This is a genomic window from Shigella sonnei, assembly GCF_002950395.1.
Lineage (GTDB): Bacteria > Pseudomonadota > Gammaproteobacteria > Enterobacterales > Enterobacteriaceae > ECMA0423.
Genome location: NZ_CP026802.1, coordinates 2,701,074 through 2,725,773, shown reverse-complemented (window position 1 = coordinate 2,725,773; position 24,700 = coordinate 2,701,074). Strand labels below are relative to the sequence as shown.

20 protein-coding genes and 7 pseudogenes are annotated in these 24,700 nt (G+C 50.3%); 18 read left to right on the top strand and 9 right to left on the bottom strand.

Annotated elements, in window-relative coordinates; genetic code table 11:
• Positions 1-103 precede the first annotated feature (103 nt).
• From C1P89_RS14340 to C1P89_RS14325, 4 genes and pseudogenes are all read left to right on the top strand, one after another.
• Positions 104-1,240, top strand: a pseudogene (locus tag C1P89_RS14340) (ISAs1-like element ISEc1 family transposase).
• 4 nt (positions 1,241-1,244) lie between these two features.
• Positions 1,245-1,688: pseudogene (locus C1P89_RS14335) on the top strand (hypothetical protein); the annotation flags it as partial.
• On the top strand, positions 1,688-2,065 hold the full coding sequence (locus C1P89_RS14330) for a hypothetical protein (protein ID WP_001077737.1): 378 nt from the start codon (positions 1,688-1,690) through the stop codon (positions 2,063-2,065). The pseudogene C1P89_RS14335 and the gene C1P89_RS14330, both read left to right, overlap by 1 nt.
• A 468-nt stretch (positions 2,066-2,533) precedes the next feature.
• Positions 2,534-3,670: an ISAs1-like element ISEc1 family transposase gene (locus C1P89_RS14325; protein WP_000420787.1), complete on the top strand. Its 1,137-nt coding sequence runs from the start codon at positions 2,534-2,536 to the stop codon at positions 3,668-3,670.
• 41 nt (positions 3,671-3,711) lie between these two features.
• Here the strand turns inward: C1P89_RS14325 and yafV are convergent, their stop codons facing one another.
• Positions 3,712-4,482 carry a 2-oxoglutaramate amidase gene (yafV, locus tag C1P89_RS14320; protein WP_001118061.1) on the bottom strand — a complete coding sequence of 257 codons (771 nt, stop codon included), beginning with the start codon at positions 4,480-4,482 and terminating at the stop codon, positions 3,712-3,714.
• Positions 4,483-4,662: 180 nt separating this feature from the next.
• On the opposite strand from yafV, the gene ivy reads away from it, so the two are divergent.
• Positions 4,663-5,109 carry an Ivy family C-type lysozyme inhibitor gene (gene ivy / locus C1P89_RS14315; protein WP_005141527.1) on the top strand — a complete coding sequence of 149 codons (447 nt, stop codon included), beginning with the start codon at positions 4,663-4,665 and terminating at the stop codon, positions 5,107-5,109.
• A 42-nt stretch (positions 5,110-5,151) separates the two neighbouring features.
• Here the strand turns inward: ivy and fadE are convergent, their stop codons facing one another.
• Positions 5,152-7,596 carry an acyl-CoA dehydrogenase FadE gene (fadE, locus tag C1P89_RS14310; RefSeq protein WP_000973074.1) on the bottom strand — a complete coding sequence of 815 codons (2,445 nt, stop codon included), beginning with the start codon at positions 7,594-7,596 and terminating at the stop codon, positions 5,152-5,154.
• A gap of 239 nt (positions 7,597-7,835) precedes the next feature.
• On the opposite strand from fadE, the gene lpcA reads away from it, so the two are divergent.
• Both lpcA and C1P89_RS14300 read left to right on the top strand, forming a co-directional pair.
• Positions 7,836-8,414 (top strand): D-sedoheptulose 7-phosphate isomerase, encoded by a 579-nt coding sequence (gene lpcA, locus C1P89_RS14305; protein WP_000284050.1) that lies wholly within the window; start codon positions 7,836-7,838, stop codon positions 8,412-8,414.
• A gap of 205 nt (positions 8,415-8,619) precedes the next feature.
• Complete coding sequence (locus C1P89_RS14300; RefSeq protein ID WP_000333380.1) at positions 8,620-9,387, top strand: class II glutamine amidotransferase; 768 nt, start codon at positions 8,620-8,622, stop codon at positions 9,385-9,387.
• Here C1P89_RS14300 and dpaA read toward each other — a convergent pair.
• From dpaA to dinJ, 3 genes are all read right to left on the bottom strand, one after another.
• Positions 9,358-10,098, bottom strand: a complete 741-nt coding sequence (gene dpaA / locus C1P89_RS14295; protein ID WP_001225679.1) for a peptidoglycan meso-diaminopimelic acid protein amidase — start codon at positions 10,096-10,098, stop codon at positions 9,358-9,360. The genes C1P89_RS14300 and dpaA overlap by 30 nt on opposite strands.
• A 155-nt stretch (positions 10,099-10,253) precedes the next feature.
• The gene (gene yafQ, locus C1P89_RS14290) at positions 10,254-10,532 is read right to left on the bottom strand and encodes a type II toxin-antitoxin system mRNA interferase toxin YafQ (RefSeq protein WP_000615976.1); all 279 of its coding nucleotides are present in this window, start codon (positions 10,530-10,532) and stop codon (positions 10,254-10,256) included.
• Between the two features lie 2 nt (positions 10,533-10,534).
• The gene (dinJ, locus tag C1P89_RS14285) at positions 10,535-10,795 is read right to left on the bottom strand and encodes a type II toxin-antitoxin system antitoxin DinJ (protein ID WP_000729704.1); all 261 of its coding nucleotides are present in this window, start codon (positions 10,793-10,795) and stop codon (positions 10,535-10,537) included.
• A 215-nt stretch (positions 10,796-11,010) separates the two neighbouring features.
• Between dinJ and C1P89_RS14280 the strand changes: the two genes are divergently transcribed.
• A complete protein-coding gene (locus tag C1P89_RS14280) occupies positions 11,011-11,754 on the top strand; it encodes a C40 family peptidase (RefSeq protein ID WP_237158188.1) in 744 nt (247 codons plus the stop codon).
• 288 nt (positions 11,755-12,042) lie between these two features.
• Here C1P89_RS14280 and C1P89_RS14275 read toward each other — a convergent pair.
• A protein-coding gene (locus C1P89_RS14275) for an IS1-like element IS1A family transposase (RefSeq protein WP_094096600.1) occupies positions 12,043-12,740 on the bottom strand; the annotation gives its coding sequence in 2 pieces (ribosomal slippage) (positions 12,043-12,491 and positions 12,491-12,740; 699 coding nt in all).
• A 54-nt stretch (positions 12,741-12,794) separates the two neighbouring features.
• On the opposite strand from C1P89_RS14275, the pseudogene C1P89_RS14270 reads away from it, so the two are divergent.
• A pseudogene (locus C1P89_RS14270) lies at positions 12,795-12,923 on the top strand (ISAs1 family transposase); the annotation flags it as partial.
• Positions 12,924-12,993: 70 nt separating this feature from the next.
• Complete coding sequence (gene rayT, locus C1P89_RS14265; RefSeq protein ID WP_000006258.1) at positions 12,994-13,491, top strand: REP-associated tyrosine transposase RayT; 498 nt, start codon at positions 12,994-12,996, stop codon at positions 13,489-13,491.
• A 122-nt stretch (positions 13,492-13,613) separates the two neighbouring features.
• Here the strand turns inward: rayT and C1P89_RS14260 are convergent.
• Positions 13,614-15,332, bottom strand: a pseudogene (locus C1P89_RS14260) (flagellar biosynthesis protein FlhA); the annotation flags it as partial.
• Here C1P89_RS14260 and lafU point away from each other — a divergent pair.
• The 4 genes and pseudogenes from lafU to C1P89_RS14240 form a co-directional block, all read left to right on the top strand.
• A complete protein-coding gene (gene lafU, locus C1P89_RS14255) occupies positions 15,298-16,083 on the top strand; it encodes a putative lateral flagellar export/assembly protein LafU (RefSeq protein WP_000207568.1) in 786 nt (261 codons plus the stop codon). The pseudogene C1P89_RS14260 and the gene lafU sit on opposite strands and share 35 nt — an antisense overlap.
• Positions 16,084-16,153: 70 nt before the next feature.
• On the top strand, positions 16,154-17,209 hold the full coding sequence (dinB, locus tag C1P89_RS14250) for a DNA polymerase IV (protein ID WP_001226164.1): 1,056 nt from the start codon (positions 16,154-16,156) through the stop codon (positions 17,207-17,209).
• Complete coding sequence (locus tag C1P89_RS14245; protein WP_001059889.1) at positions 17,206-17,658, top strand: GNAT family N-acetyltransferase; 453 nt, start codon at positions 17,206-17,208, stop codon at positions 17,656-17,658. The genes dinB and C1P89_RS14245 overlap by 4 nt, the downstream gene beginning before the upstream one ends.
• 245 nt (positions 17,659-17,903) lie before the next feature.
• Positions 17,904-18,425: pseudogene (locus tag C1P89_RS14240) on the top strand (RNA ligase RtcB family protein); the annotation flags it as partial.
• Between the two features lie 23 nt (positions 18,426-18,448).
• On the opposite strand, the pseudogene C1P89_RS14235 reads toward C1P89_RS14240, so the two are convergent.
• Positions 18,449-19,655, bottom strand: a pseudogene (locus tag C1P89_RS14235) (IS110-like element ISEc20 family transposase).
• Positions 19,656-19,880: 225 nt separating this feature from the next.
• Here C1P89_RS14235 and C1P89_RS14230 point away from each other — a divergent pair.
• Together C1P89_RS14230 and prfH are read left to right on the top strand one after the other, a co-directional pair.
• Positions 19,881-20,501: pseudogene (locus C1P89_RS14230) on the top strand (RNA ligase RtcB family protein); the annotation flags it as partial.
• Complete coding sequence (gene prfH / locus C1P89_RS14225; RefSeq protein WP_000602134.1) at positions 20,498-21,112, top strand: peptide chain release factor H; 615 nt, start codon at positions 20,498-20,500, stop codon at positions 21,110-21,112. The pseudogene C1P89_RS14230 and the gene prfH, both read left to right, overlap by 4 nt.
• A gap of 56 nt (positions 21,113-21,168) precedes the next feature.
• Here prfH and pepD read toward each other — a convergent pair whose 3' ends face one another.
• The gene (gene pepD, locus C1P89_RS14220) at positions 21,169-22,626 is read right to left on the bottom strand and encodes a cytosol nonspecific dipeptidase (RefSeq protein WP_001293027.1); all 1,458 of its coding nucleotides are present in this window, start codon (positions 22,624-22,626) and stop codon (positions 21,169-21,171) included.
• Positions 22,627-22,886: 260 nt separating this feature from the next.
• Here pepD and gpt point away from each other — a divergent pair, with 260 nt between their 5' ends.
• Both gpt and frsA read left to right on the top strand, forming a co-directional pair.
• On the top strand, positions 22,887-23,345 hold the full coding sequence (gene gpt, locus C1P89_RS14215) for a xanthine phosphoribosyltransferase (protein ID WP_001291990.1): 459 nt from the start codon (positions 22,887-22,889) through the stop codon (positions 23,343-23,345).
• A gap of 91 nt (positions 23,346-23,436) precedes the next feature.
• On the top strand, positions 23,437-24,681 hold the full coding sequence (gene frsA / locus C1P89_RS14210) for an esterase FrsA (RefSeq protein ID WP_000189530.1): 1,245 nt from the start codon (positions 23,437-23,439) through the stop codon (positions 24,679-24,681).
• Positions 24,682-24,700 lie beyond the last annotated feature (19 nt).

The window sequence follows — 24,700 nt, the reverse complement described above, 5'->3', positions numbered from 1 at the left end:
TTCGCATTTTATGTTTAAAAATTGAGATATTCCTTATTACCTAAAGCTGTTTTTTATTGCTTATACATGATCAAATACTTCTTACATAATTAAGGAGAACAAAATGGAACTTAAAAAATTGATGGAACATATTTCTATTATCCCCGATTACAGACAAGCCTGGAAAGTGGAACATAAATTATCGGATATTCTACTGTTGACTATTTGTGCCGTTATTTCTGGTGCAGAGGGTTGGGAAGATATAGAGGATTTTGGGGAAACACATCTCGATTTTTTGAAGCAATATGGTGATTTTGAAAATGGTATTCCTGTTCACGATACCATTGCCAGAGTTGTATCCTGTATCAGTCCTGCAAAATTTCACGAGTGCTTTATTAACTGAATGCGTGACTGCCATTCTTCAGATGATAAAGACGTCATTGCAATTGATGGAAAAACGCTCCGGCACTCTTATGACAAGAGTCGCCGCAGGGGAGCGATTCATGTCATTAGTGCGTTCTCAACAATGCACAGTCTGGTCATCGGACAGATCAAGACGGATGAGAAATCTAATGAGATTACAGCTATCCCAGAACTTCTTAACATGCTAGATATTAAAGGAAAAATCATCACAACTGATGCGATGGGTTGCCAGAAAGATATTGCAGAGAAGATACAAAAACAGGGAGGTGATTATTTATTCGCGGTAAAAGGAAACCAGGGGCGGCTAAATAAAGCCTTTGAGGAAAAATTTCCGCTGAAAGAATTAAATAATCCAGAGCATGACAGTTACGCAATGAGTGAAAAGAGTCACGGCAGAGAAGAAATCCGTCTTCATATTGTTTGCGATGTCCCTGATGAACTTATTGATTTCACGTTTGAATGGAAAGGACTGAAGAAATTATGCGTGGCAGTCTCCTTTCGGTCAATAATAGCAGAACAAAAGAAAGAGCCAGAAATGACGGTCAGATATTATATCAGTTCTGCTGATTTAACCGCAGAAAAGTTCGCCACAGCAATCCGAAACCACTGGCACGTGGAGAATAAGCTGCACTGGCGTCTGGACGTGGTAATGAATGAAGACGACTGCAAAATAAGAAGAGGAAACGCCGCAGAATTATTTTCAGGGATACGGCACATCGCTATTAATATTTTAACGAATGATAAGGTATTCAAGGCAGGGTTAAGACGTAAGATGCGAAAAGCAGCCATGGATAGAAACTATCTCGCGTCAGTCCTTGCGGGGAGCGGGCTTTCGTAATCTTTCCCTAGGGAGTCAGCCGAATGTTGGGAAGGATTTGACGGATGAAGAGAAGAACTGCTTGGCCGGCGGCAGTACGGGAAGCCCGGGAGGATGGGGACCAGAAGATGAGAATAGCGCAAGGGATCGTATGCAGCATGAACGGTATAAAGATGAATTGCGACAGAAAATGGGAAAACCCGACGTTACAGATTCAAATTTGAAAAATATTATAGACGATCTTTATCGGCCAAATGCAAAAGTAGGAAGTGGAAGCACAGCAGATGCTGTTCGTTATGAATTGGCCACAGGTGAAAAAGTTGGTGGTAGAGGACATGTATTGAAAGCACAGGATTATACAAGGGCTTTACAGGATTGGTTGGATAAGAATCCAACAGCATCTCCAGGGGATCGAGCAGCAGCAGAAAACGTTCTTCAGGATTTACAGAATGCTTTGGGAGGCAAGTAATGAACCAATATATTGCTAGTTATATAGAAAAAATGGCATCATTTTCCACTGTTTTGTCTGAGACAGTCTCATTAGCTAATGAATACTGGCATCCAGAAACGCCACCGGTGGTTATGTTGTTCTCTCAGGTTGGAAAAACGATTGTAAAAAATTTTTATGAAATGGGGGATATTGAAAGAGAAAAAATATTTAAACATGTCGAAGATGGTATGGTCTCGCTTGATGATGAATTGGCCACAGTTGTAGCTACAGGGCTTATAGAGGCAATAGTCACTGCGACCGATAGCAATTCTTTACTTTGGCAAGATTTAAGTAAATTTCTGGGTGACAAATCAAAGTCTCATGCATTAGTGTGGAAAAATTTTGGTCAGGAGTGATATTATTCAAGAAGTATTAAGCTCGCTATTGAGATCTTAATGCTTCTTGAGATTAAATTAAAGTTAGGACGAAGTAATTGCAGGTGGAAATAAATCCATAGTGACGTGTGGCAATGGCTATTAGATGTTATGGTGTGATGGGCTTTGGTGATTTAAGAGCTAAGTTAGATTGCCTTATGAAAAAGTATGGTTATATATTTAATGATGTGTATCATATATTTAAATAAAAAACGGTTCTCTCTTGTCAAGATAGTAATAGGATAGACTATTGTGTTGATAAATATAATTAAGAGTCTACTTTGTTGATTTTAGAAGACTTTGGAGCAGGGAAAGATCATCGGAAGTACACTTTTTGTACTAAATAATTCGCGCTAAATGTTCAATAATTGAGATATTCCTTATTACCTAAAACTATTTTTCATAGCTTATATATGATCAAATACTCCTTGCATAAATAAGGAGAACAAAATGGAACTTAAAAAACTGATGGAACATATTTCTATTATCCCCGATTACAGACAAGCCTGGAAAGTAGAACATAAATTGTCAGATATTCTACTGTTGACTATTTGTGCCGTCATTTCTGGTGCAGAGGGTTGGGAAGATATAGAGGATTTTGGTGAAACACATCTCGATTTTTTGAAGCAATATGGTGATTTTGAAAATGGTATTCCTGTTCACGATACTATTGCCAGAGTTGTATCCTGTATCAGTCCTGCAAAATTTCACGAGTGCTTTATTAACTGGATGCGTGACTGCCATTCTTCAGATGATAAAGACGTCATTGCAATTGATGGAAAAACGCTCCGGCACTCTTATGACAAGAGTCGCCGCAAGGGAGCGATTCATGTCATTAGTGCGTTCTCAACAATGCACAGTCTGGTTCTCGGGCAGATTAAGACGGATGAGAAATCCAATGAGATTACAGCCATTCCTGAACTTCTTAACATGCTGGATATTAAAGGAAAAATCATCACAACTGATGCGATGGGATGCCAGAAAGATATTGCAGAGAAGATACAAAAACAGGGCGGTGATTATTTATTCGCGGTAAAAGGAAACCAGGGGCGGCTTAATAAAGCCTTTGAGGAAAAATTTCCGCTGAAAGAATTAAATAATCCAGAGCATGACAGTTACGCAATCAGTGAAAAGAGTCACGGCAGAGAAGAAATCCGTCTTCATATTGTTTGCGATGTCCCTGATGAACTTATTGATTTCACGTTTGAATGGAAAGGGCTGAAGAAATTATGCGTGGCAGTCTCCTTTCGGTCCATAATAGCAGAACAAAAGAAAGAGCCAGAAATGACGGTCAGATATTATATCAGTTCTGCTGATTTAACCGCAGAGAAGTTCGCCACAGCAATCCGAAACCACTGGCACGTGGAGAATAAGCTGCACTGGCGTCTGGACGTGGTAATGAATGAAGACGACTGCAAAATAAGAAGAGGAAATGCAGCAGAATTATTTTCAGGGATACGGCACATCGCTATTAATATTTTGACGAATGATAAGGTATTCAAGGCAGGGTTAAGACGTAAGATGCGAAAAGCAGCTATGGACAGAAACTATCTGGCGTCAGTCCTTGCGGAGAGCGGGCTTTCGTAGTCTTACCCCGACTCTCCCCCAGCCTTAAACACAACCCCCACTCACCGCAACCTAAACTCATCCGCATCCTGCCATGCCGGAAACTTTTCTCTATATTCCCGCAATGCCATCATCGACAGCTCCGCATCAATGCGCGTTGCCTGATGCGCGTCGGCAGTAGCGATAATCTCGCCTTGTGGATTAATCACCCGGCTGTCACCGCGATAATGGCAGCCGTTGCCATCGCTGCCGACGCGATTGCATCCCGCCACATACGCCTGATTCTCAATCGCGCGGGCCGTCAGCAATGCCTGCCAGTGCAGAGAGCGCGGAGCAGGCCAGTTGGCAACGTAGATGGCGAGGTCATAATCGTTGAGATTGCGCGACCACACCGGAAAACGTAAGTCGTAGCACACCAACGGCAAAATACGCCAGCCGCGCCATTCCACAATCACTCGCGCATTGCCCGCTTTATAATGTAGATGCTCATCTGCCATGCGGAACAGATGACGCTTATCATAAAAATGTACCGTGCCGCCCGGCTCAACCAGCAAAAAGCGGTTAACCGAACCAGACTCCGTTTGTAATGCAACACTGCCTGCAATCAGCGCATTGCACTGCTGCGCCTTAGCTGTCATCCAGTCCACTACGTCATCTTGTGCTAGCGACGAAGCTGCCGCTTCCATGGCAAAGCCGCTGGTAAACATCTTCGGTAGAACGATCACATCGCGCCCGGTAATACCTTCCAGTTGACGATCAAAATGACGCAGGTTGGCAGGGCCATCCATCCACACCAGTGGTTGCTGCAAAAGCGTAATCTTCAAACCAGGCACGGTGTACAACTCCTTTATGCGAAGGGTTTTATAACTTTAACACCTTATCAGGCAGTTGCCTTAGCGCAGAATAAATTGATAACAAATGCTGATATTGGAAATATCTGATTTGCAAATTATCGTGTTATCGCCAGGCTTTAGAAGGTTAATAACATGGGCAGGATAAGCTCGGGAGGAATGATGTTTAAGACAATAACGACAGTCGCCGCTCTGGTCATCGCCACCAGTGCAATGGCGCAGGATGATTTAACCATTAGCAGCCTTGCAAAGGGCGAAACCACCAAAGCTGCATTTAATCAGATGGTACAAGGGCATAAGCTGCCTGCCTGGGTGATGAAAGGCGGTACTTATACTCCCGCACAAACCGTAACGTTGGGAGATGATACGTATCAGGTGATGAGCGCGTGCAAACCGCATGACTGTGGCTCGCAACGTATCGCTGTGATGTGGTCCGAGAAATCTAATCAGATGACGGGGCTGTTCTCGACTATTGATGAGAAAACGTCGCAAGAGAAACTCACCTGGCTGAATGTGAACGATGCGCTTTCGATTGATGGTAAAACGGTGCTGTTCGCGGCGTTGACCGGCAGCCTGGAAAACCATCCGGATGGCTTTAATTTTAAATAATTAGCGGATAAAGAAACGGAGCCTTTCGGCTCCGTTATTCAATTACGCGGCTTCAACTTTCCGCACTTTCTCCGGCAACTTTACCGGCTTCGTCGCCAGCTCTTCCGGATCAAAGTCATCAACGTTAATACTGCGCAGACGGCTTTCTTCAGCTTTCACCAGAATAGCGGCTTCATCTTTATCAATCAGCCCCTTCGCCAGCGCGTTGTGCGCCAGTTCATCCAGACGGGTAAACGGCAGGTTTTTACCCAGCTCTTTACAGATCCGCTGATGAATTGGGTCGGCGGCAATCACATCCACCAGCGCCTCTTCCAGCAAGCCAACCGGATTATGCTCGCTCGGCGTCAGGTACTGACCGCGACCAATGCGGGAACGGGTGGCGTTCGGCACTTGTAAAATCTTCGCCACTTTATGATCCAGCTTGTCAGAAGGTGCCAGATAATGACGTCCGGTCGGGAAGATCACCACATTCAGCAGCCCGGCAACCACGCGGTTCGGGAAGTTTTGCAGTAAATCATCCATCGCCTGTTCAGCCTGATACAGCGCATCTTGTACGCCCCAGTGCACCAGCGGCAGGTCGGCTTCATTACGGCCTTCGTCGTCATAACGCTTCAGCACGGCAGAGGCGAGGTAGAGCTGGCTTAAAATATCCCCCAGACGGGCCGAGATGCGCTCGCGACGTTTCAGGCTGCCGTCCAGCACTGCCATCGAGACATCAGAAAGCAGGGCGAGGTTGGCGCTCAGGCGGTTCAGGTGCTGATAGTAGCGTTTAGTGGCATCGCCGGTTGGCGTGCTGCTGGTTAAACCGCGCGTCAGGCCCAGCCAGAAGCTGCGAACTTTGTTGCTACCGACGTGACCGATATGTTTGAACAACAGTTTATCGAACGCGTTGACGTCATTGTTCTTCGCCGCTTCCATCTCTTCCAGCACGTACGGATGGCAACGAATCGCTCCTTGTCCGAAGATCATCATGCTGCGGGTCAGAATGTTAGCCCCTTCAACGGTGATGGCAATCGGTGCGCCCTGGTAAGCACGCGCCAGGAAGTTGCTTTGCCCGAGCATAATGCCTTTGCCACCAGTGATATCCATCGCATCAATAATCGACTGCTGCCCGCGGTGGGTACAGTGATACTTAACGATAGCCGACAGCACGGCAGGTTTTTCGCCGAGCATAATGCCGTAGGTAATCAGCGATGCCGCAGCATCCATCACGTAGGCATTACCGGCAATACGCGCCAGCGGCTCTTCAATCCCTTCCATCTTACCGATAGAGATTTTGAACTGACGGCGAATGTGAGCATACGCGCCCGTTGCCAGCGCTACCGATTTCACGCCGCCGGTTGAGTTGGAAGGCAGGGTGATGCCGCGGCCTACCGAGAGGCACTCCACCAGCATCCGCCAGCCTTGCCCGGCCATTTTCGGCCCACCGATGATGTAATCGATCGGTACGAAGACATCTTTACCGCGCGTCGGTCCGTTCTGGAACGGTACGTTCAGCGGGAAGTGGCGACGACCAATTTCCACGCCCGGCGTGGTGGTCGGGATCAGCGCACAGGTAATACCTAAATCTTCTGCGCCACCCAGCAGCTTTTCTGGGTCGGAGAGTTTAAACGCCAGCCCAAGCACAGTCGCAATCGGTGCCAGCGTAATATAGCGTTTGTTCCAGGTCAGACGCATCCCCAGCACCTGCTGGCCCTGCCATTCGCCCATGCAGACAATCCCGGTGTCCGGAATCGCGCCCGCATCGGAACCCGCTTCCGGGCTTGTCAGTGCAAAGCAAGGGATCTCCTGACCACGCGCCAGACGCGGCAGATAGTGATCTTTCTGCTCGTCAGTGCCGTAATGTTGCAGCAGCTCGCCCGGGCCTAATGAGTTCGGCACGCCGACGGTAATCGCCAGGATCCCGCTCACGCCGGAGAGTTTTTGCAGCACGCGAGACTGGGCATAAGCTGAGAACTCCAGTCCGCCGTACTCTTTTTTGATAATCATCGCGAAGAAGCGATGCTCTTTAAGGTACGCCCACAACTCCGGCGGCAGATCCGCCAGCTCATGAGTAATCTGGAAATCATTCGCCATCCGGCAGGCTTCTTCTACCGGGCCGTCGAGAAACGCTTGCTCTTCGGCGGTCAGGCGCGGCTGCGGATAGTTATGCAGCTTTTTCCAGTCCGGCTTGCCCTGGAACAAGTCGCCCTCCCACCAGGTGGTGCCCGCATCAATCGCTTCTTTCTCAGTGCGCGACATCGGCGGCATCACCTTACGGAAACCGCGAAATACCGGCGCGGAAATCATCGACTTACGCATAGGCGCAAAGTTAAATGGCACGAGGATAATGGCCAGAGGCACCAGTACCCACGCTGACCACAGACCAGCAACGCCGAGGGCGGCTGTCCAGGCGAGCAAAATCAGACTGCTGATAAATAAGCTCACGCGGTGATAGAACAACGCGCCGAGCAGGACAACCGTAGCGAGAATACTCAAAATCATCATAACGAAAAGCCCCTTACTTGTAGGAGGTCTGACCACTTGTGATGATATGGTTGTAGTGGATGTAAAAACATTTAGCAATGTGTTTACAATATAATTACAACAAAGCTCACATTGTTGCTGTTTTTATCCGCACTTCAGGTCAAAAAGTCCTGGTCATAGCACCTGCCCGTACTTCTCGCTTTTGGCGGTATCCGGTACACTGCATTTTGTCTATTACATTTATGCTGAAGGATATCCTCATGTACCAGGATCTTATTCGTAACGAACTGAACGAAGCGGCGGAAACGCTGGCTAACTTTTTAAAAGATGACGCCAATATTCACGCCATTCAGCGCGCGGCGGTCCTGTTAGCAGACAGCTTTAAAGCCGGTGGCAAAGTGCTTTCCTGCGGCAACGGCGGTTCCCATTGCGACGCTATGCACTTTGCCGAAGAGTTGACCGGTCGCTACCGTGAAAACCGTCCGGGCTACCCGGCGATTGCTATTTCTGACGTTAGTCATATTTCCTGCGTCGGTAATGATTTCGGTTTCAATGATATTTTCTCCCGCTACGTTGAAGCGGTAGGTCGCGAAGGCGATGTACTGCTGGGGATCTCCACCTCCGGTAACTCTGCAAACGTGATCAAAGCGATCGCAGCGGCGCGTGAGAAGGGGATGAAAGTGATCACCCTGACCGGTAAAGACGGCGGTAAAATGGCTGGCACGGCGGATATCGAAATTCGCGTTCCGCACTTTGGTTATGCCGACCGCATTCAGGAGATTCACATTAAAGTGATCCATATCCTGATCCAGTTAATTGAAAAAGAGATGGTTAAGTAAGTCTGGCGTAGGCCGGATAAGGCGTTTACGCCGCATCCGGCACTTGTGCGCTGATGCCTGATGCGACGCTGATGCGTCTTATCATGCCTACAAATCTGTACGCGAACCGTAGGCCGAATAAGACGTTTACGCCGCATCCGGCCTGAAAATTCTTAAATCAATCTTCGCCGGGGGCCATGCGCTCCCGCTGTTGTGGAGGTTACCCATGTGCGAATTGCTCGGGATGAGCGCCAACGTCCCTACCGATATCTGCTTTAGTTTCACCGGTCTGGTGCAGCGTGGTGGTGGAACCGGGCCACATAAAGATGGCTGGGGCATTACCTTTTACGAAGGTAAAGGCTGTCGCACATTTAAAGATCCACAACCCAGCTTTAATTCCCCCATCGCCAAACTTGTCCAGGACTACCCGATAAAATCCTGTTCGGTGGTGGCTCATATTCGCCAGGCCAATCGGGGCGAGGTGGCGCTGGAAAATACTCACCCGTTTACCCGTGAGTTATGGGGGCGTAACTGGACTTATGCCCATAACGGACAACTGACGGGCTACAAATCACTGGAAACCGGCAACTTCCGCCCGGTCGGTGAAACCGATAGCGAAAAAGCCTTCTGCTGGCTCCTGCATAAATTAACGCAGCGTTACCCGCGCACACCGGGCAACATGGCGGCAGTGTTTAAATATATCGCCTCACTGGCGGATGAACTGCGGCAGAAGGGCGTTTTCAACATGCTGCTTTCTGACGGGCGCTATGTGATGGCGTATTGCTCGACTAATTTACACTGGATCACCCGCCGCGCGCCGTTTGGCGTGGCAACGCTGCTGGATCAGGATGTGGAAATCGACTTCAGCTCGCAGACCACACCGAATGATGTGGTCACGGTGATTGCAACACAGCCGCTGACGGGCAATGAAACCTGGCAAAAGATTATGCCAGGCGAATGGCGCTTATTTTGCCTCGGGGAGCGTGTAGTTTGATGCCAGTTGTGGCTGCACAACTTCGTGGCTTAACGGCTTGCTGACCACGTAACGACCATTGACCACAGAAACGGTCGGTGGCTTACGGGTTTGCTCAAAGTAGTCGTAACCCGGCTTCAGTTGCTCCCAGAAGTCCTTAAAGTTGGAATATTTATGGCGCTTCATATTGGCGTCGGTCATGCGGAACGGGTAAATACTCACTTGCACGCTCGGCTGACCAAACACCAGCGCACCAGTAACGAACTGGAAGATCTCATCAATACCCTGATTGGTCATTGCGTAGCAGCCGATGGAAACACAATCGCCGTGGATCATCAGGTATTTCCCTTCATAACCATGCGCACGGTCATAGGCATTGGGGAAACCAATATTAATCGCTTTGTAGTAACGGCTGTCTGGTTTTAACTGATTACGCTGGACGCTATAAAACCCTTCCGGGCTTTTGAAATCGCCCTGACGCTGTTTTGGCCCTAAGCCGCCGGAATATTTACAGATTTTATAACTGTCGAGCAGCTGATATTGCTCGCCCATTTTGACGTAGAGATCGAGCGTACGTTCTTCCTTGAAGATCTGGATGTAGACAGGGGATCCCATCAACTGCTGCTTATACTCTTTGCTCACTGGCGTGGTCGAGCTACTGCTGCCCAGCAAACCGGCAAACGAAACGCACGGGATCAACAACATCGCAAGAATTAATGCGATTTTACGCATACTGCTTATTCCTTGATAAAACGGTTACACACGCCAGGACGGCAAAATAGATCCCAAATCGGAATAGTCTGGATTTGGAAGGCTCACATTATCACCAAAAGAGTTTTACGCAAGCCTGTCGGCGCAGGGTTTACAAATTTCATCGGCAGCGTGCTTTACCCAAAGAGCGCCGCGTGAGTTCCAGTTCTCTCAAATCGTAAAAGTTTATCGGTAAGTTTGTAAATCAGGATCCAGTCCGGTTCGACATGAGCATCGCGATAACCTTTCCATGAACCTTGCAGCGGGTGGTCTTTATAAACAGCTGGAAGCGGTAAAGCATTATTGATAAGAAGCGTCATAAGATATTTCAATTTATTCATATCCTTATGACGCTTTTGTGCAAGTTTTACATCCTTTGAAAATTGTCCCGAGTATTCAATATCCCTTTGAATCATATTTAAATTCCTAATTTATCAAATAAATCATCAGCGTCTTTGGCCTTATGAACATCAACGCCAGCTTCGCTGTTTTTGATTGATTGAATGGTTAATTGATTAGGCTCGCGTAAATCAAACGGCAATGCCTTTTCACGCGCGACCTTTGTGAGGGTTATGCGAACCAGGTCAGAGATGGTCAGCCCCATCCCGGCCAGTACGTCCGCCGCCTGATTCTTCAGATCTTCATCGATTCGGGCGCGAACAAACGCGTTAGCAGCCATTGGGGGATCTCCTGTGCTGTATATTTATTCAGCTTGAATTGTAGCTCAAATGAGCAACAGCGACAATCCATGAGTAATTTAATAAACGGATGTTTTTACATAATAAACTGAAATATATTTATTAATTTTATAATAATGGTTTATTAAGTTTGTTCAGGTACGGGCCAGGATACACTGCAACATCAATGCATGACCAGCCATTATTGAGAATGTCTTTGCCGTCGATTCCCTCTTTTGTGTTGTCGGGATTACTGTTGCTTTGCTTGCCGTTTTCTTCATTTGCCTGCGCCACCACATCACATATCTCTTTCAGCTACGCCGCCCGCCAGCGGATGCAAAACCGTGCGCGTTTATTAAAACAGTACCAAACCCATCTGAAAAAACAGGCCAGCTACATTGTGGAAGGCAATGCCCAAAGCAGAAGGGCGCTGCGCCAGCACAACCGGGAGCAGATAAAACAGCATCCAGAATGGTTTCCTGCGCCGCTCAAGGCGAGTGACAGACGCTGGCAGGCGCTGGCGGAAAACAACCACTTTTTAAGCAGCGATCACCTGCATAACATCACCGAAGTGGCGATTCACCGTCTGGAGCAGCAGCTTGGCAAGCCTTACGTCTGGGGCGGCACGCGGCCCGATCAAGGCTTCGATTGTAGTGGGTTAGTTTTTTATGCCTACAACAAGATCCTCGAGGCGAAGCTCCCGCGTACGGCCAATGAGATGTATCACTACCGTCGGGCAACCATTGTGGCGAATAACGACCTGCGCCGGGGAGATTTGCTGTTTTTCCATATCCACAGCCGCGAGATTGCCGACCATATGGGGGTGTATCTGGGCGACGGTCAGTTTATTGAGTCACCGCGCACCGGGGAAACCATTCGGGTAAGTCGGTTAGCTGAACCTTTCTGGCAGGATCATTTTTTGGGCGCGCGGCGGATATTGACGGAAGAGACGATTTTGTAGGACGGATAAGGCGTTTACGCCGCATCCGGCGGTGGTGCGCAGATGCCTGATGCGACGCTGACGCGTCTTATCATGCCTACAAATCTGTGCGTTTTTGCGAGCCGCTTTCCTGTTATTCCATCACCCAGGGAAAGATCATCAGAAGTACACTTTTTGTACTAAATAATTCGCATTTTATGTTTAAAATTTGAGATATTCCTCATTACTTGAAACTGTTTTTTAATGCTTATGCATGATCAAATACTCCTTACATAATTAAGGAGAACAAAATGGGGTAATGACTCCAACTTATTGATAGTGTTTTATGTTCAGATAATGCCCGATGACTTTGTCATGCAGCTCCACCGATTTTGAGAACGACAGCGACTTCCGTCCCAGCCGTGCCAGGTGCTGCCTCAGATTCAGGTTATGCCGCTCAATTCGCTGCGTATATCGCTTGCTGATTACGTGCAGCTTTCCCTTCAGGCGGGATTCATACAGCGGCCAGCCATCCGTCATCCATATCACCACGTCAAAGGGTGACAGCAGGCTCATAAGACGCCCCAGCGTCGCCATAGTGCGTTCACCGAATACGTGCGCAACAACCGTCTTCCGGAGACTGTCATACGCGTAAAACAGCCAGCGCTGGCGCGATTTAGCCCCGACATAGCCCCACTGTTCGTCCATTTCCGCGCAGACGATGACGTCACTGCCCGGCTGTATGCGCGAGGTTACCGACTGCGGCCTGAGTTTTTTAAGTGACGTAAAATCGTGTTGAGGCCAACGCCCATAATGCGTGCAGTTGCCCGGCATCCAACGCCATTCATGGCCATATCAATGATTTTCTGGTGCGTACCGGGTTGAGAAGCGGTGTAAGTGAACTGCAGTTGCCATGTTTTACGGCAGTGAGAGCAGAGATAGCGCTGATGTCCGGCAGTGCTTTTGCCGTTACGCACCACCCCGTCAGTAGCAGAACAGGAGGGACAGCTGATAGAAACAGAAGCCACTGGAGCACCTCAAAAACACCATCATACACTAAATCAGTAAGTTGGCAGCATCACCGGCACATCGCTATTAATATTTTGACGAATGATAAGGTATTCAAGGCAGGGTTAAGACGTAAGATGCGAAAAGCAGCCATGGACAGAAACTATCTGGCGTCAGTCCTTGAGGGGAGCGGGCTTTCGTAATCTTGCCCTGTTCCATCACCTCATTGCCGACCTTTCCTTTTCTTCTTACCGTTGAGAAAAAGGAGTCGCCATGTCTGAATATCGTCGTTATTACATCAAGGGGGGAACCTGGTTTTTCACGGTGAATTTACGCAATCGTCGAAGCCAACTCTTGACCACCCAGTACCAGATGCTCCGTAACGCCATTATTAAAGTTAAGCGAGACAGGCCTTTTGAAATCAACGCCTGGGTCGTTTTGCCAGAGCATATGCATTGCATATGGACATTACCTGAAGGCGATGATGATTTTTCCTCTCGCTGGCGGGAAATTAAAAAGCAATTTACCCATGCTTGTGGATTGAAAAATATCTGGCAACCACGTTTTTGGGAGCACGCCATCCGCAATACCAAAGATTATAGGCATCATGTTGATTATATTTATATAAATCCAGTAAAGCATGGTTGGGTAAAGCAAGTGAGTGATTGGCCATTCTCAACGTTCCATCGCGATGTCGCGCGAGGGTTATATCCCATCGATTGGGCGGGGGACGTAACGGATATAAATGCTGGCGAGCGTATCATTTTATAATTATGCGCAGATGCCTGATGCGACGCTGGCGCGTCTTATCATGCCTACAAACTTGTGCCTGAACGGTAGGCCGGATAAGGCGTTTACGCCGCATCCGGCAGTTGTGCACCAATGCCGGATACTTACATCAACGCCCCCATAATCTTCAACTCCAGCTCGTCCGGCACTTCGTTATACGACAGCACATGCAGCCCCGGCGCAAACAACCTTGCATAACGCGCCAGCAAAGGGCGCAGCTGCGGTGGCACCAGCAGCACCGGGTCTTTCCCCGCCGCTTTCATCTGCTCTTTCACCTGTGGCATCGTGCTCTGGAACTGGTTGAGCATATTCGGGTCCACTGGCACGCTGTCGAGCATCACTTTACCGCCCTGTTGCGCCTGATTCACTAGGTTAGTCAGCAGATTTTCCAGCTCATTATTCAGGGTATACACCGTCAGCTCCTGCTTGCGAACGAACGGATGGGTAATGCTGCGCCGCAGCGCCAGGCGCACATCGGCTGCCAGCAGAATATGATCTTTGGTCACCGCGCTACTGGCGACCAGCACGGTGGCGATGGTGACGATATCGCGCAGGGAAACGCCTTCGGTCAGCAGCGCCCGGTACACTTTCAGCAACTGGCTGTAATTGAGCACCGCGCTTAAATCCTCCGCCAGGCGCGGTGCCATCGACGACAAACGGTTATGCAACTGCGTAATATCGTCATAGTTAAATAAATCAGGAATATAGCTGCGCACAATCTTATTTACATGGGTAGCAATCACGCTGGCGCTGTCGATCACCTGATACCCCATATTCAGCGCCTTCGCTTTCTGCGCAGGCTGGATCCAGGTCACCGGCATCCCGTACGCCGGGTCGTTCCCCAGCACGCCGTCTATCTCGCCGTAGGTTTCGCTGGAGGGCAGCGCCATCAGTTTATCCGCCGGAATATCCGCTTCATCAGCCTTAATGCCGTTGATGAAAATAGCGTACTGGCTGGGCTTAAGGCGGAAGTTTTCCCGAATGCGGATCTCCGGCAGCAGCACGCCGTTGCCGTCGGATATCACCTGTCGCACGCCGCGAATACGCTGGGTGAGCGGGTTGCCCTGGGCTTTGTCCACCAGCGCCACCAGCTTGTAGCCGAGGCTTAAGCTGATGGGCTCGATCAGCGGAATGGTTTCCCAACTGACCTGTTGCTCGCTGGTTTCGGTGATGGTGCGGGTCAGCGTTTCGAGACTTTTCTCTTCCGCTTCCGCCGCCTGCGGGCGTTTGCTCATCCGCCAGCCGGTAAAGCCAAGCAGGGCGCTGAACAGCAAAAACGGCAGATGTGGCATTCCCGGCACTACCGCCAGTACGAACATAATTCCGGTAGCGGTGTAGAGCACCGATGGGCTTGCCAGCAACTGGTTACGCACGTCATGGGCGATATCGCCGTTGTCGCTGACGCGGGTGACGATAATCGCCGCCGCGGTGGAGAGTAGCAGGGAAGGGATTTGCGCCACCAGCCCGTCGCCGATGGTCATCAGCACATACTGCTGGAAGGCGGCGTCGGCGCTCAGGTTGTATTTGAAGATCCCGATACAGACGCCGCCGATCAGGTTGATCGCCAGAATCATCATCCCGGCGATAGCATCCCCGCGCACAAATTTCGATGCCCCGTCCATCGCGCCGTAGAAATCGGCCTCGCTGGCAACATCTTTACGTCGGGTTTGTGCCTGCGCCTGATTGATCAACCCGGCATTAAGATCGGCGTCAATCGCCATCTGCTTACCGGGCATCGCGTCCAGGGTAAAGCGGGCAGAAACCTCGGAGATACGCTCGGCCCCTTTGGTGACGACAATAAAGTTGATTGTCAACAGCGTCAGTAAATCCGAGCGTGAAAGCATTATCGCCGCGCTGCACGGGCAGTCGATTTTTAACGGTGGCGGGCTGTCGCCGTTAAATAAAATCAGCCCGTCTCATCCGCCAAAACCTGCCACCGTGGCGGTGCCGGAAGAAACGGAGAAAAAAGCGCGCGACGTCAATGAGAAAACGGCGCTGCTGAAGAAGAAATCCGCCACCGAGCTTGGCGAGCTGGCAACCAGTATCACCACCATTGCCCGTGATGCGCATATGGAAGCGAATCTGGAGATGGAGATTGTTCCCCAGGGATTACGCGTGCTGATTAAAGACGACCAGAATCGCAATATGTTCGAACGCGGCAGCGCGCAGATTATGCCGTTCTTTAAAACGCTGCTGGTGGAGCTCGCGCCAGTTTTCGACTCGCTCGATAACAAAATTATTATTACCGGGCATACCGATGCGATGGCTTACAAAAACAATATCTACAACAACTGGAACCTTTCGGGCGATCGCGCGCTTTCGGCTCGTCGGGTGCTGGAAGAGGCCGGAATGCCGGAAGATAAAGTGATGCAGGTAAGCGCAATGGCGGACCAGATGCTGCTGGATTCCAAAAATCCGCAAAGCGCGGGCAACCGGCGCATTGAGATTATGGTGCTGACCAAAAGTGCGTCCGATACGCTGTATCAATACTTTGGTCAGCATGGGGATAAAGTGGTGCAGCCGCTGGTGCAAAAGCTGGATAAGCAGCAGGTGCTTTCGCAGCGAACGCGTTAAATGCTGAATCTTTACGCATTTCTCAAACTCTGAAATCACTGTATACTTTACCAGTGTTGAGAGGTGAGCAATGCGTAAAATCATTCATGTGGATATGGACTGCTTTTTCGCAGCGGTGGAGATGCGCGACAATCCCGCCCTGCGCGATATCCCTATTGCTATTGGCGGCAGCCGCGAACGTCGGGGGGTGATCAGTACCGCCAATTATCCCGCGCGTAAATTTGGCGTACGTAGCGCTATGCCGACAGGGATGGCGCTCAAATTATGCCCGCATCTCACCTTGCTTCCGGGGCGCTTTGACGCCTACAAAGAAGCCTCAAATCATATCCGCGAAATCTTCTCGCGCTACACCTCGCGTATTGAACCGTTGTCACTGGATGAGGCTTATCTCGACGTCACCGATAGCGTCCATTGCCACGGTTCTGCGACCCTCATCGCCCAGGAAATCCGCCAGACGATTTTCAACGAGCTGCAACTGACGGCGTCTGCGGGCGTGGCACCCGTAAAGTTTCTCGCCAAAATCGCCTCCGACATGAATAAACCCAACGGCCAGTTTGTGATTACGCCGGCAGAAGTTCCGGCATTTTTACAAACCTTACCACTGGCAAAAATCCCCGGCGTCGGCAAAGTCTCGGCGGCAAAACTGGAAGCGATGGGGCTACGAACCTGCGGTGATGTACAAAAGTGTGATCTGGTGATGCTGCTTAAACGCTTTGGCAAATTTGGCCGCATTTTGTGGGAGCGTAGTCAGGGGATTGACGAGCGCGACGTTAACAGCGAACGGTTGCGAAAATCCGTCGGCGTGGAACGCACGATGGCGGAAGATATCCACCACTGGTCTGAATGTGAAGCGATTATCGAGCGGCTGTATCCGGAACTTGAACGCCGTCTGGCAAAGGTAAAACCTGATTTACTGATTGCCCGCCAGGGGGTGAAATTAAAGTTCGACGATTTTCAGCAAACCACTCAGGAGCACGTCTGGCCGCGGCTGAATAAAGCTGACTTAATCGCCACCGCGCGTAAAACCTGGGATGAACGCCGCGGCGGGCGCGGTGTGCGACTGGTGGGGCTGCATGTGACGTTGCTTGATCCGCAAATGGAAAGACAACTGGTGCTGGGATTATGAATAACATACAAATAAGAAACTATCAGCCTGGCGATTTTCAGCAACTATGCGCTATTTTCATTAGAGCGGTTACGATGACCGCCAGTCAGCATTATTCTCCACAACAAATTGCCGCCTGGGCGCAGATTGACGAATCTCGCTGGAAGGAGAAACTCGCGAAATCACAAGTGTGGGTTGCGGTCATTAATGCACAACCGGTTGGTTTTATTTCCCGCATTGAACATTATATCGATATGTTATTTGTTGACCCTGAATACACCCGCCGCGGGGTTGCCAGCGCCTTGTTAAAACCATTTATTAAGTCTGAATCCGAACTTACGGTAGATGCCAGCATAACCGCAAAACCCTTTTTTGAACGTTATGGTTTTCAGACAGTTAAGCAGCAGCACGTTGAATGCCGGGGAGCGTGGTTTACTAATTTTTATATGCAATATAAACCGCAACATTAAATCCAGCTTGCAATGAAAATAACGCCCGCCTAGTATGTGCGCGTTTTCTTATTCCACAAACTGCAAGGAGGTAAATCATGACAAATCCTTTATCAATGACTCTTTGCAGACCTTTCCAGGATTAATTCTTTTTTTCTTGCCCTGGATTCGTCTGCCATTTCCTGATTTTTTAATTGTTACTCTCAATAATTCGAGTCGCAGCACATGCAACTTGAAGTATGACGAGTCTATTTACGGAATGGTACATGGGCAAATATATTCGTCCCTTATCCGATGCGGTATTTACCATCGCATCTGATGACCTGTGGATCGAGAGTTTAGCGATCCAACAATTACACACCACGGCAAATTTACCCAACATGCAGCGCGTAGTGGGGATGCCAGATTTACATCCCGGACGCGGCTACCCGATTGGCGCAGCGTTCTTCTCTGTTGGCCGTTTTTACCCAGCACTGGTCGGCAATGATATCGGCTGCGGCATGGCGCTATGGCAAACAGATATTCTCGCTCGCAAATACAACGCCGATAAGTTTGAAAAGCGATTATCAGCTTTGGATGACGTTGCTGAAGAAAGCTGGCTGGAGGAAAACCTGCCGTCAGCATTTGCACAGCATCCGTGGCGCAGCTCGCTTGGCTCTATCGGTGGCGGCAATCATTTCGCTGAACTGCAACAAGTTGATCAAATCATCGACGCTGAACTGTTTGCACTGGCAGGTCTGGATGCACAACATCTGCAACTGTTGGTTCATAGCGGCTCGCGGGGGGTGCCCCTATTAAGTTGTCAAGCATGTTATGACCCCTGCGGGGTATAAAAAGTCCCGTCGCGCATCATGGCGAACAGAACGTCGCAGCGTCGTCTCGCCAGGGCGATAAGCGCCTGATTGTGTCGTTTTCCCTGACTCATTTTGCGGGTGTAGTAAGCCCTGGAGAGCGGATCCCTGAGCGCGGCGAAGGCCGACAGGAACAACGCCCGTTTGAGAGCTTTATTACCCCGTCGCGAGGGATGCTCACCGCGTATTGACGAGCCGGATCGCCGAGTTACCGGCGCAAGGCCAGCATAAGCAGCGAGATGTGCGGCAGAGGCGAAGGCGCGGCAGGCGACCTCGGTGAGGAGTCTGGCTGCGGTCCTGACACCGACTCCGGGCATACTGGTCAGGACCGGGTAAAGAGGGTGAGCAAGAACTCGCTGTTCTACCTCAAGCGCCACCTCGTCTCTTTGCTTACGCAGCGTGATGAGCTGGAGTGCCAGACGTGGCAGTACTACGGCAGCGGCATTCGTGCCGGGAACGACGACGGTTTGTTCGGCCAGTGCCTGAGCTATGTCTGCTGCAAGGCGTTTACCCAGACGAGGCGCAAGTTTGCAGAGCTGGGCTGCCAGCTTCTTCTCACCCAGCGAAGCCCAGCGAAGCGAGTTTTTCTGGTGAGGGATATCGCTGGAGAAGATCGAGTACCGCCGGGTGCTCAAGTCTCGGACCGAGAACGCGCTCCAGTGCCGGATGTATCTGGGTCAGAAGGCCGCGGATACGGTTGCTGGCCTGCGTTGTCTGTGCGGCAAGATCATCATCGAAGCCGCAGAGCATGGAGAGTTCGGCGATTTGCTCGTCAGCCAGTTTCAGCGTGCGTAGCGCGTGAGGCAGGGTACGGGCAGCTTCGGCAATGATGGCAGCGTCACGAGCATCAGTTTTAGCTTCACCGGCGTGTAAGTCGGCTATGCGGCGCATGGCCAGTCCAGGGAGGTATCCGACAAGGACTCCTTCTGAGCGGGCAACGGCGACAGGTAACGCACCGATGGTAGCTGGCTGATCAACAACCAGCAGTATCTGACCATGTTGTTTCAGGTCAGATATTAGCGACCTGAGTTTGTTTTCGTCGTTGGGTAATGCTTTATCGAACAGGCGTTTACCTGAACGATTAATGGCAACAGCGTGATGCGTATCTTTACCGACATCAACGCCGATAAAGACCTGGACGGATTCGTAATCGCTGGATTCGGTCATTCTGTCTCCCTTGTATATGGGTTAACCAGATAACCACGGGGAGCAGGTACCGGCATCCACGTTACAGACGGTCCCGGCAAAAGTGCCTGACCTGACCCCTATTAGCGGTTACCAGCGCCCCACCAGACCCGGTGACATCACCCCCCGGATCATGGACGACTGGGGGCAGTAATCATGCCGGGTCTGGCTGGCTAACACCCCATTATAAGGGGTACGAATAAAGTAACGGGGCAGTCTATTTTACAGCGGCATATTGCCTCGTTTTCGCATCATGGTTTGCCTGAAGGCAGTGACGACGCGCTACGGTATATTGCGGAACATGACGATGCGCTGGCGTTTGCGCGTATTAATCGCCAGCTGATCTCTTTACGCATAATGCAACAGGTTAAGGCCACCGGAAGTCCGGTTCTGGATGTGGCGCATAACTTTGTTAGCGCGTGTCAAATCGGCGATCAACAGGGCTGGTTGCATCGTAAAGGTGCCACGCCGGATGACAACGGTCTGGTGATTATTCCCGGTTCACTCGGTGATTACTCCTAGCTTGTACAGCCTGTTGCGAACGAAAAAACGCTCCACTCGCTGGCGCATGGGGCTGGGCGTAAATGGGGGCGCACCGAGTGTAAAGGGCGTCTGGCAGCGAAATACACAGCGACGCAGCTCTCACGTACTGAACTTGGCAGTCGGGTAATTTGTCGCGATAAACAACTCATCTTTGAAGAAGCGCCACAAGCCTATAAATCGGCTGAAAGCGTGGTGCAATGTCTGGTGCAGGCTGGTTTAATTATTCCTGTCGCGCGGCTGCGTCCGGTGCTAACGCTCAAAAACAGTGGAGGGAAAAAAGGATGATCTTGCTACAACTCTCCTCAGCGCAGGGGCCGGAAGAATGTTGTCTCGCAGTGAAAAAGGCGCTGGAGCGATTAATTAAAGAAGCTGCCCGACAAGACGTCGCGGTAACGGTGTTGGAAACAGAAACGGGCCGCTACTCTGACACGCTGCGTTCAGCTCTGGTTTCTCTGGATGGCGATAACGCATGGGCATTAAGCGAAAGCTGGTGCGGCACTATTCAGTGGATTTGTCCGAGTCCGTATCGGCCTCATCATGGGCGCAAAAACTGGTTTCTGGGCATTGGGCGTTTTACCGCTGATGAGCAGGAACAATCGGATGCAATCCGTTATGAGACGTTGCGTTCGTCGGGGCCGGGCGGTCAACATGTCAATAAAACCGACTCGGCGGTACGCGCCACGCATTTGGCATCCGGTATTAGCGTGAAGGTTCAGTCAGAGCGTAGTCAGCATGCTAACAAGCGGCTGGCACGATTGCTGATTGCCTGGAAGCTGGAGCAGCAGCAACAGGAAAATAGCGCGGTGCTGAAATCGCAGCGGCGAATGTTCCATCACCAGATTGAACGTGGCAACCCGAGACGGACATTTACAGGGATGGCTTTTATCGAAGGATAATGAAGGATGAAACTGCCGGAAGGCGATTAAACGCCATCCGGCAGCAAATCAAATAATTACTTCGCCGGAATTTCTTTCAGCAGTTCAGTCAGCAGTGTCCAGTAATGACCTACGCTTTCGATGTGAACTTGCTCATCCGGAGAGTGTGGACCGGTGATAGTTGGCCCGATAGAAACCATGTCCATTTCCGGATACGGTTTTTTGAACAGACCACATTCCAGGCCCGCGTGGATAATCTGGATGTTCGGCGTTTTGTTGAACAGACGCTGATAGGTTTCACGTACCAGATGCATCACCGGAGAATTAGCGTCCGGCTGCCAGCCAGGATATGCGCCTTTCGCTTCGGTTTTCGCGCCAGCCAGTTTACCCAGCGAATCCAGCATGCTCACCACGTAGTCTTTACCGCTGTCGATCAGAGAACGGATCAGACAGTGAATTTCTACGTTATTATCAGTCATGGTCACCACACCGACGTTCAGGGAGGTTTCGACCACACCTTTTGCCACGTCTGAGTTGCGGATCACACCGTTCGGGGTGGCGTTCAGCAGACGAATAAAGGTATCGCGAGATTTCGCAATCAGGGCAGCTTTATCGTTCGCTACAGAGTCCAGCAACAAGGCCAGATTTTTCTCTTTCTCTGCCAGCTCGTTTTTCAGGATCTCCTGATAGGTATTCACCAGAGATTTCAGGACGTCGACTTTATCAGCTGCGACAGCAATGGTCGCAAAGGCTTCACGCGGGATGGCGTTACGCAGTGTGCCGCCGTTGAAATCGATAAGGCGCAGATCCAGTTCTTCTGCATGACCCGCTAGGAAGCGCACCAGCAGTTTGTTGGCATTACCCAGGCCAACGTGGATTTCCCCGCCGGAGTGACCCCCTTTCAGACCTTTTAAGGTTAACTTGAAGGTTTCAAAACCAGCTGGAACCGCTTCACGATCTAAATGCAGGTTGGAGGTGAAGTCGATACCCCCCGCACAACCCATGTAGATTTCACCTTCTTCTTCGGAGTCGGTGTTAATCAGAATATCAGCCTGCAACCAGTTGCTCTGTAAGCCGAACGCACCGTCCATACCGGCTTCTTCGGTCATGGTCAGCAGCACTTCCAGCGGGCCGTGAACCACGTTTTCGTCAGCCAGAACCGCCAGCGCAGACGCCATACCAATGCCGTTATCTGCACCCAGCGTGGTGCCGCGCGCTTTAACCCATTCGCCATCAATATAAGGCTGGATAGGATCTTTCGTGAAGTCATGCACGGTGTCGTTATTTTTCTGCGGCACCATATCGAGGTGGGCCTGTAAGACGACCGATTTACGATTTTCCATACCTGCGGTAGCAGGTTTACGAATCAGGATATTACCTACCTGATCGCGTTCGACATGGAAACCTTTCTCTTTTGCCCAACCAACAATGTATTCAGCGAGTTGCTCTTCATGATAGGACGGGTGAGGAATAGAACAGATTTTGGCAAAAATATCCCACAGCGGCTGTGGAGATAATTGAGACAGTTCAGACACGTTAAGTCTCCTTGTCGATCACCCGCAAAACAGTATTGCAGGTCACAGGGTTAGCAGAAAATGTTGTCAACACAAGACAGGCTTGCGAGATATGTTTGAGAATACCACTTTATCCCGCGTCAGGGAGAGGCAGTGCGTAAAAAGACGCGGACTCATGTGAAATACTGGTTTTTAGTGCGCCAGATCTCTATAATCTCGCGCAACCTATTTTCCCCTCGAACACTTTTTAAGCCGTAGATAAACAGGCTGGGACACTTCACATGAGCGAAAAATACATCGTCACCTGGGACATGTTGCAGATCCATGCACGTAAACTCGCAAGCCGACTGATGCCTTCTGAACAATGGAAAGGCATTATTGCCGTAAGCCGTGGCGGTCTGGTACCGGGTGCGTTACTGGCGCGTGAACTGGGTATTCGTCATGTCGATACCGTTTGTATTTCCAGCTACGATCACGACAACCAGCGCGAGCTTAAAGTGCTAAAACGCGCAGAAGGCGATGGCGAAGGCTTCATCGTTATTGATGACCTGGTGGATACCGGTGGTACTGCGGTTGCGATTCGTGAAATGTATCCAAAAGCGCACTTTGTCACCATCTTCGCAAAACCGGCTGGTCGTCCGCTGGTTGATGACTATGTTGTTGATATCCCGCAAGATACCTGGATTGAACAGCCGTGGGATATGGGCGTCGTATTCGTCCCGCCAATCTCCGGTCGCTAATCTTTTCAACGCCTGGCACTGCCGGGCGTTGTTCTTTTTAACTTCAGGCGGGTTACAATAGTTTCCAGTAAGTATTCTGGAGGCTGCATCCATGACACAGGCAAACCTGAGCGAAACCCTGTTCAAACCCCGCTTTAAACATCCTGAAACCTCGACGCTAGTCCGCCGCTTTAATCACGGCGCACAACCGCCTGTGCAGTCGGCCCTTGATGGTAAAACCATCCCTCACTGGTATCGCATGATTAACCGTCTGATGTGGATCTGGCGCGGCATTGACCCACGTGAAATCCTCGACGTCCAGGCGCGTATTGTGATGAGCGATGCCGAACGTACCGACGATGATTTATACGATACGGTGATTGGCTACCGTGGTGGCAACTGGATTTATGAGTGGGCCATCCAGGCGATGGTGTGGCAACAAAAAGCCTGTGCGGAAGAAGATCCGCAACTCAGTGGTCGTCACTGGCTGCATGCGGCTACGTTGTACAACATTGCTGCCTATCCTCATCTGAAAGGAGATGACCTGGCCGAGCAAGCGCAGGCTTTGTCAAACCGTGCCTATGAAGAAGCCGCCCAGCGTCTGCCGGGCACGATGCGGCAGATGGAGTTTACCGTACCCGGCGGTGCGCCCATCACCGGCTTTTTGCATATGCCGAAAGGCGATGGCCCGTTCCCGACAGTATTAATGTGTGGTGGTCTGGATGCGATGCAGACGGACTATTACAGCCTGTATGAACGTTATTTTGCGCCGCGCGGCATTGCGATGCTGACTATTGATATGCCGTCGGTGGGCTTTTCATCAAAATGGAAGCTCACCCAGGACTCCAGCCTGTTGCATCAGCACGTTTTAAAGGCTCTGCCTAACGTACCGTGGGTGGATCACACTCGCGTCGCGGCCTTTGGTTTCCGTTTCGGCGCTAACGTTGCCGTGCGTCTGGCATATCTTGAATCGCCGCGTCTGAAAGCGGTTGCCTGTCTTGGTCCGGTAGTTCATACCCTGTTGAGTGATTTTAAGTGCCAGCAACAGGTGCCGGAAATGTATCTTGACGTTCTGGCGAGTCGTTTGGGGATGCATGATGCTTCCGACGAAGCGTTACGCGTGGAGCTGAATCGCTATTCATTAAAAGTGCAAGGATTGCTGGGGCGTCGCTGCCCAACGCCAATGTTATCAGGCTACTGGAAGAACGATCCGTTCAGCCCGGAAGAGGACTCACGCTTAATCACCTCATCATCTGCTGACGGTAAATTATTAGAGATCCCATTTAACCCGGTGTATCGGAATTTTGACAAAGGTCTTCAGGAAATCACCGGCTGGATCGAAAAACGCTTGTGTTAAAAATTTGCTAAAATTTGCC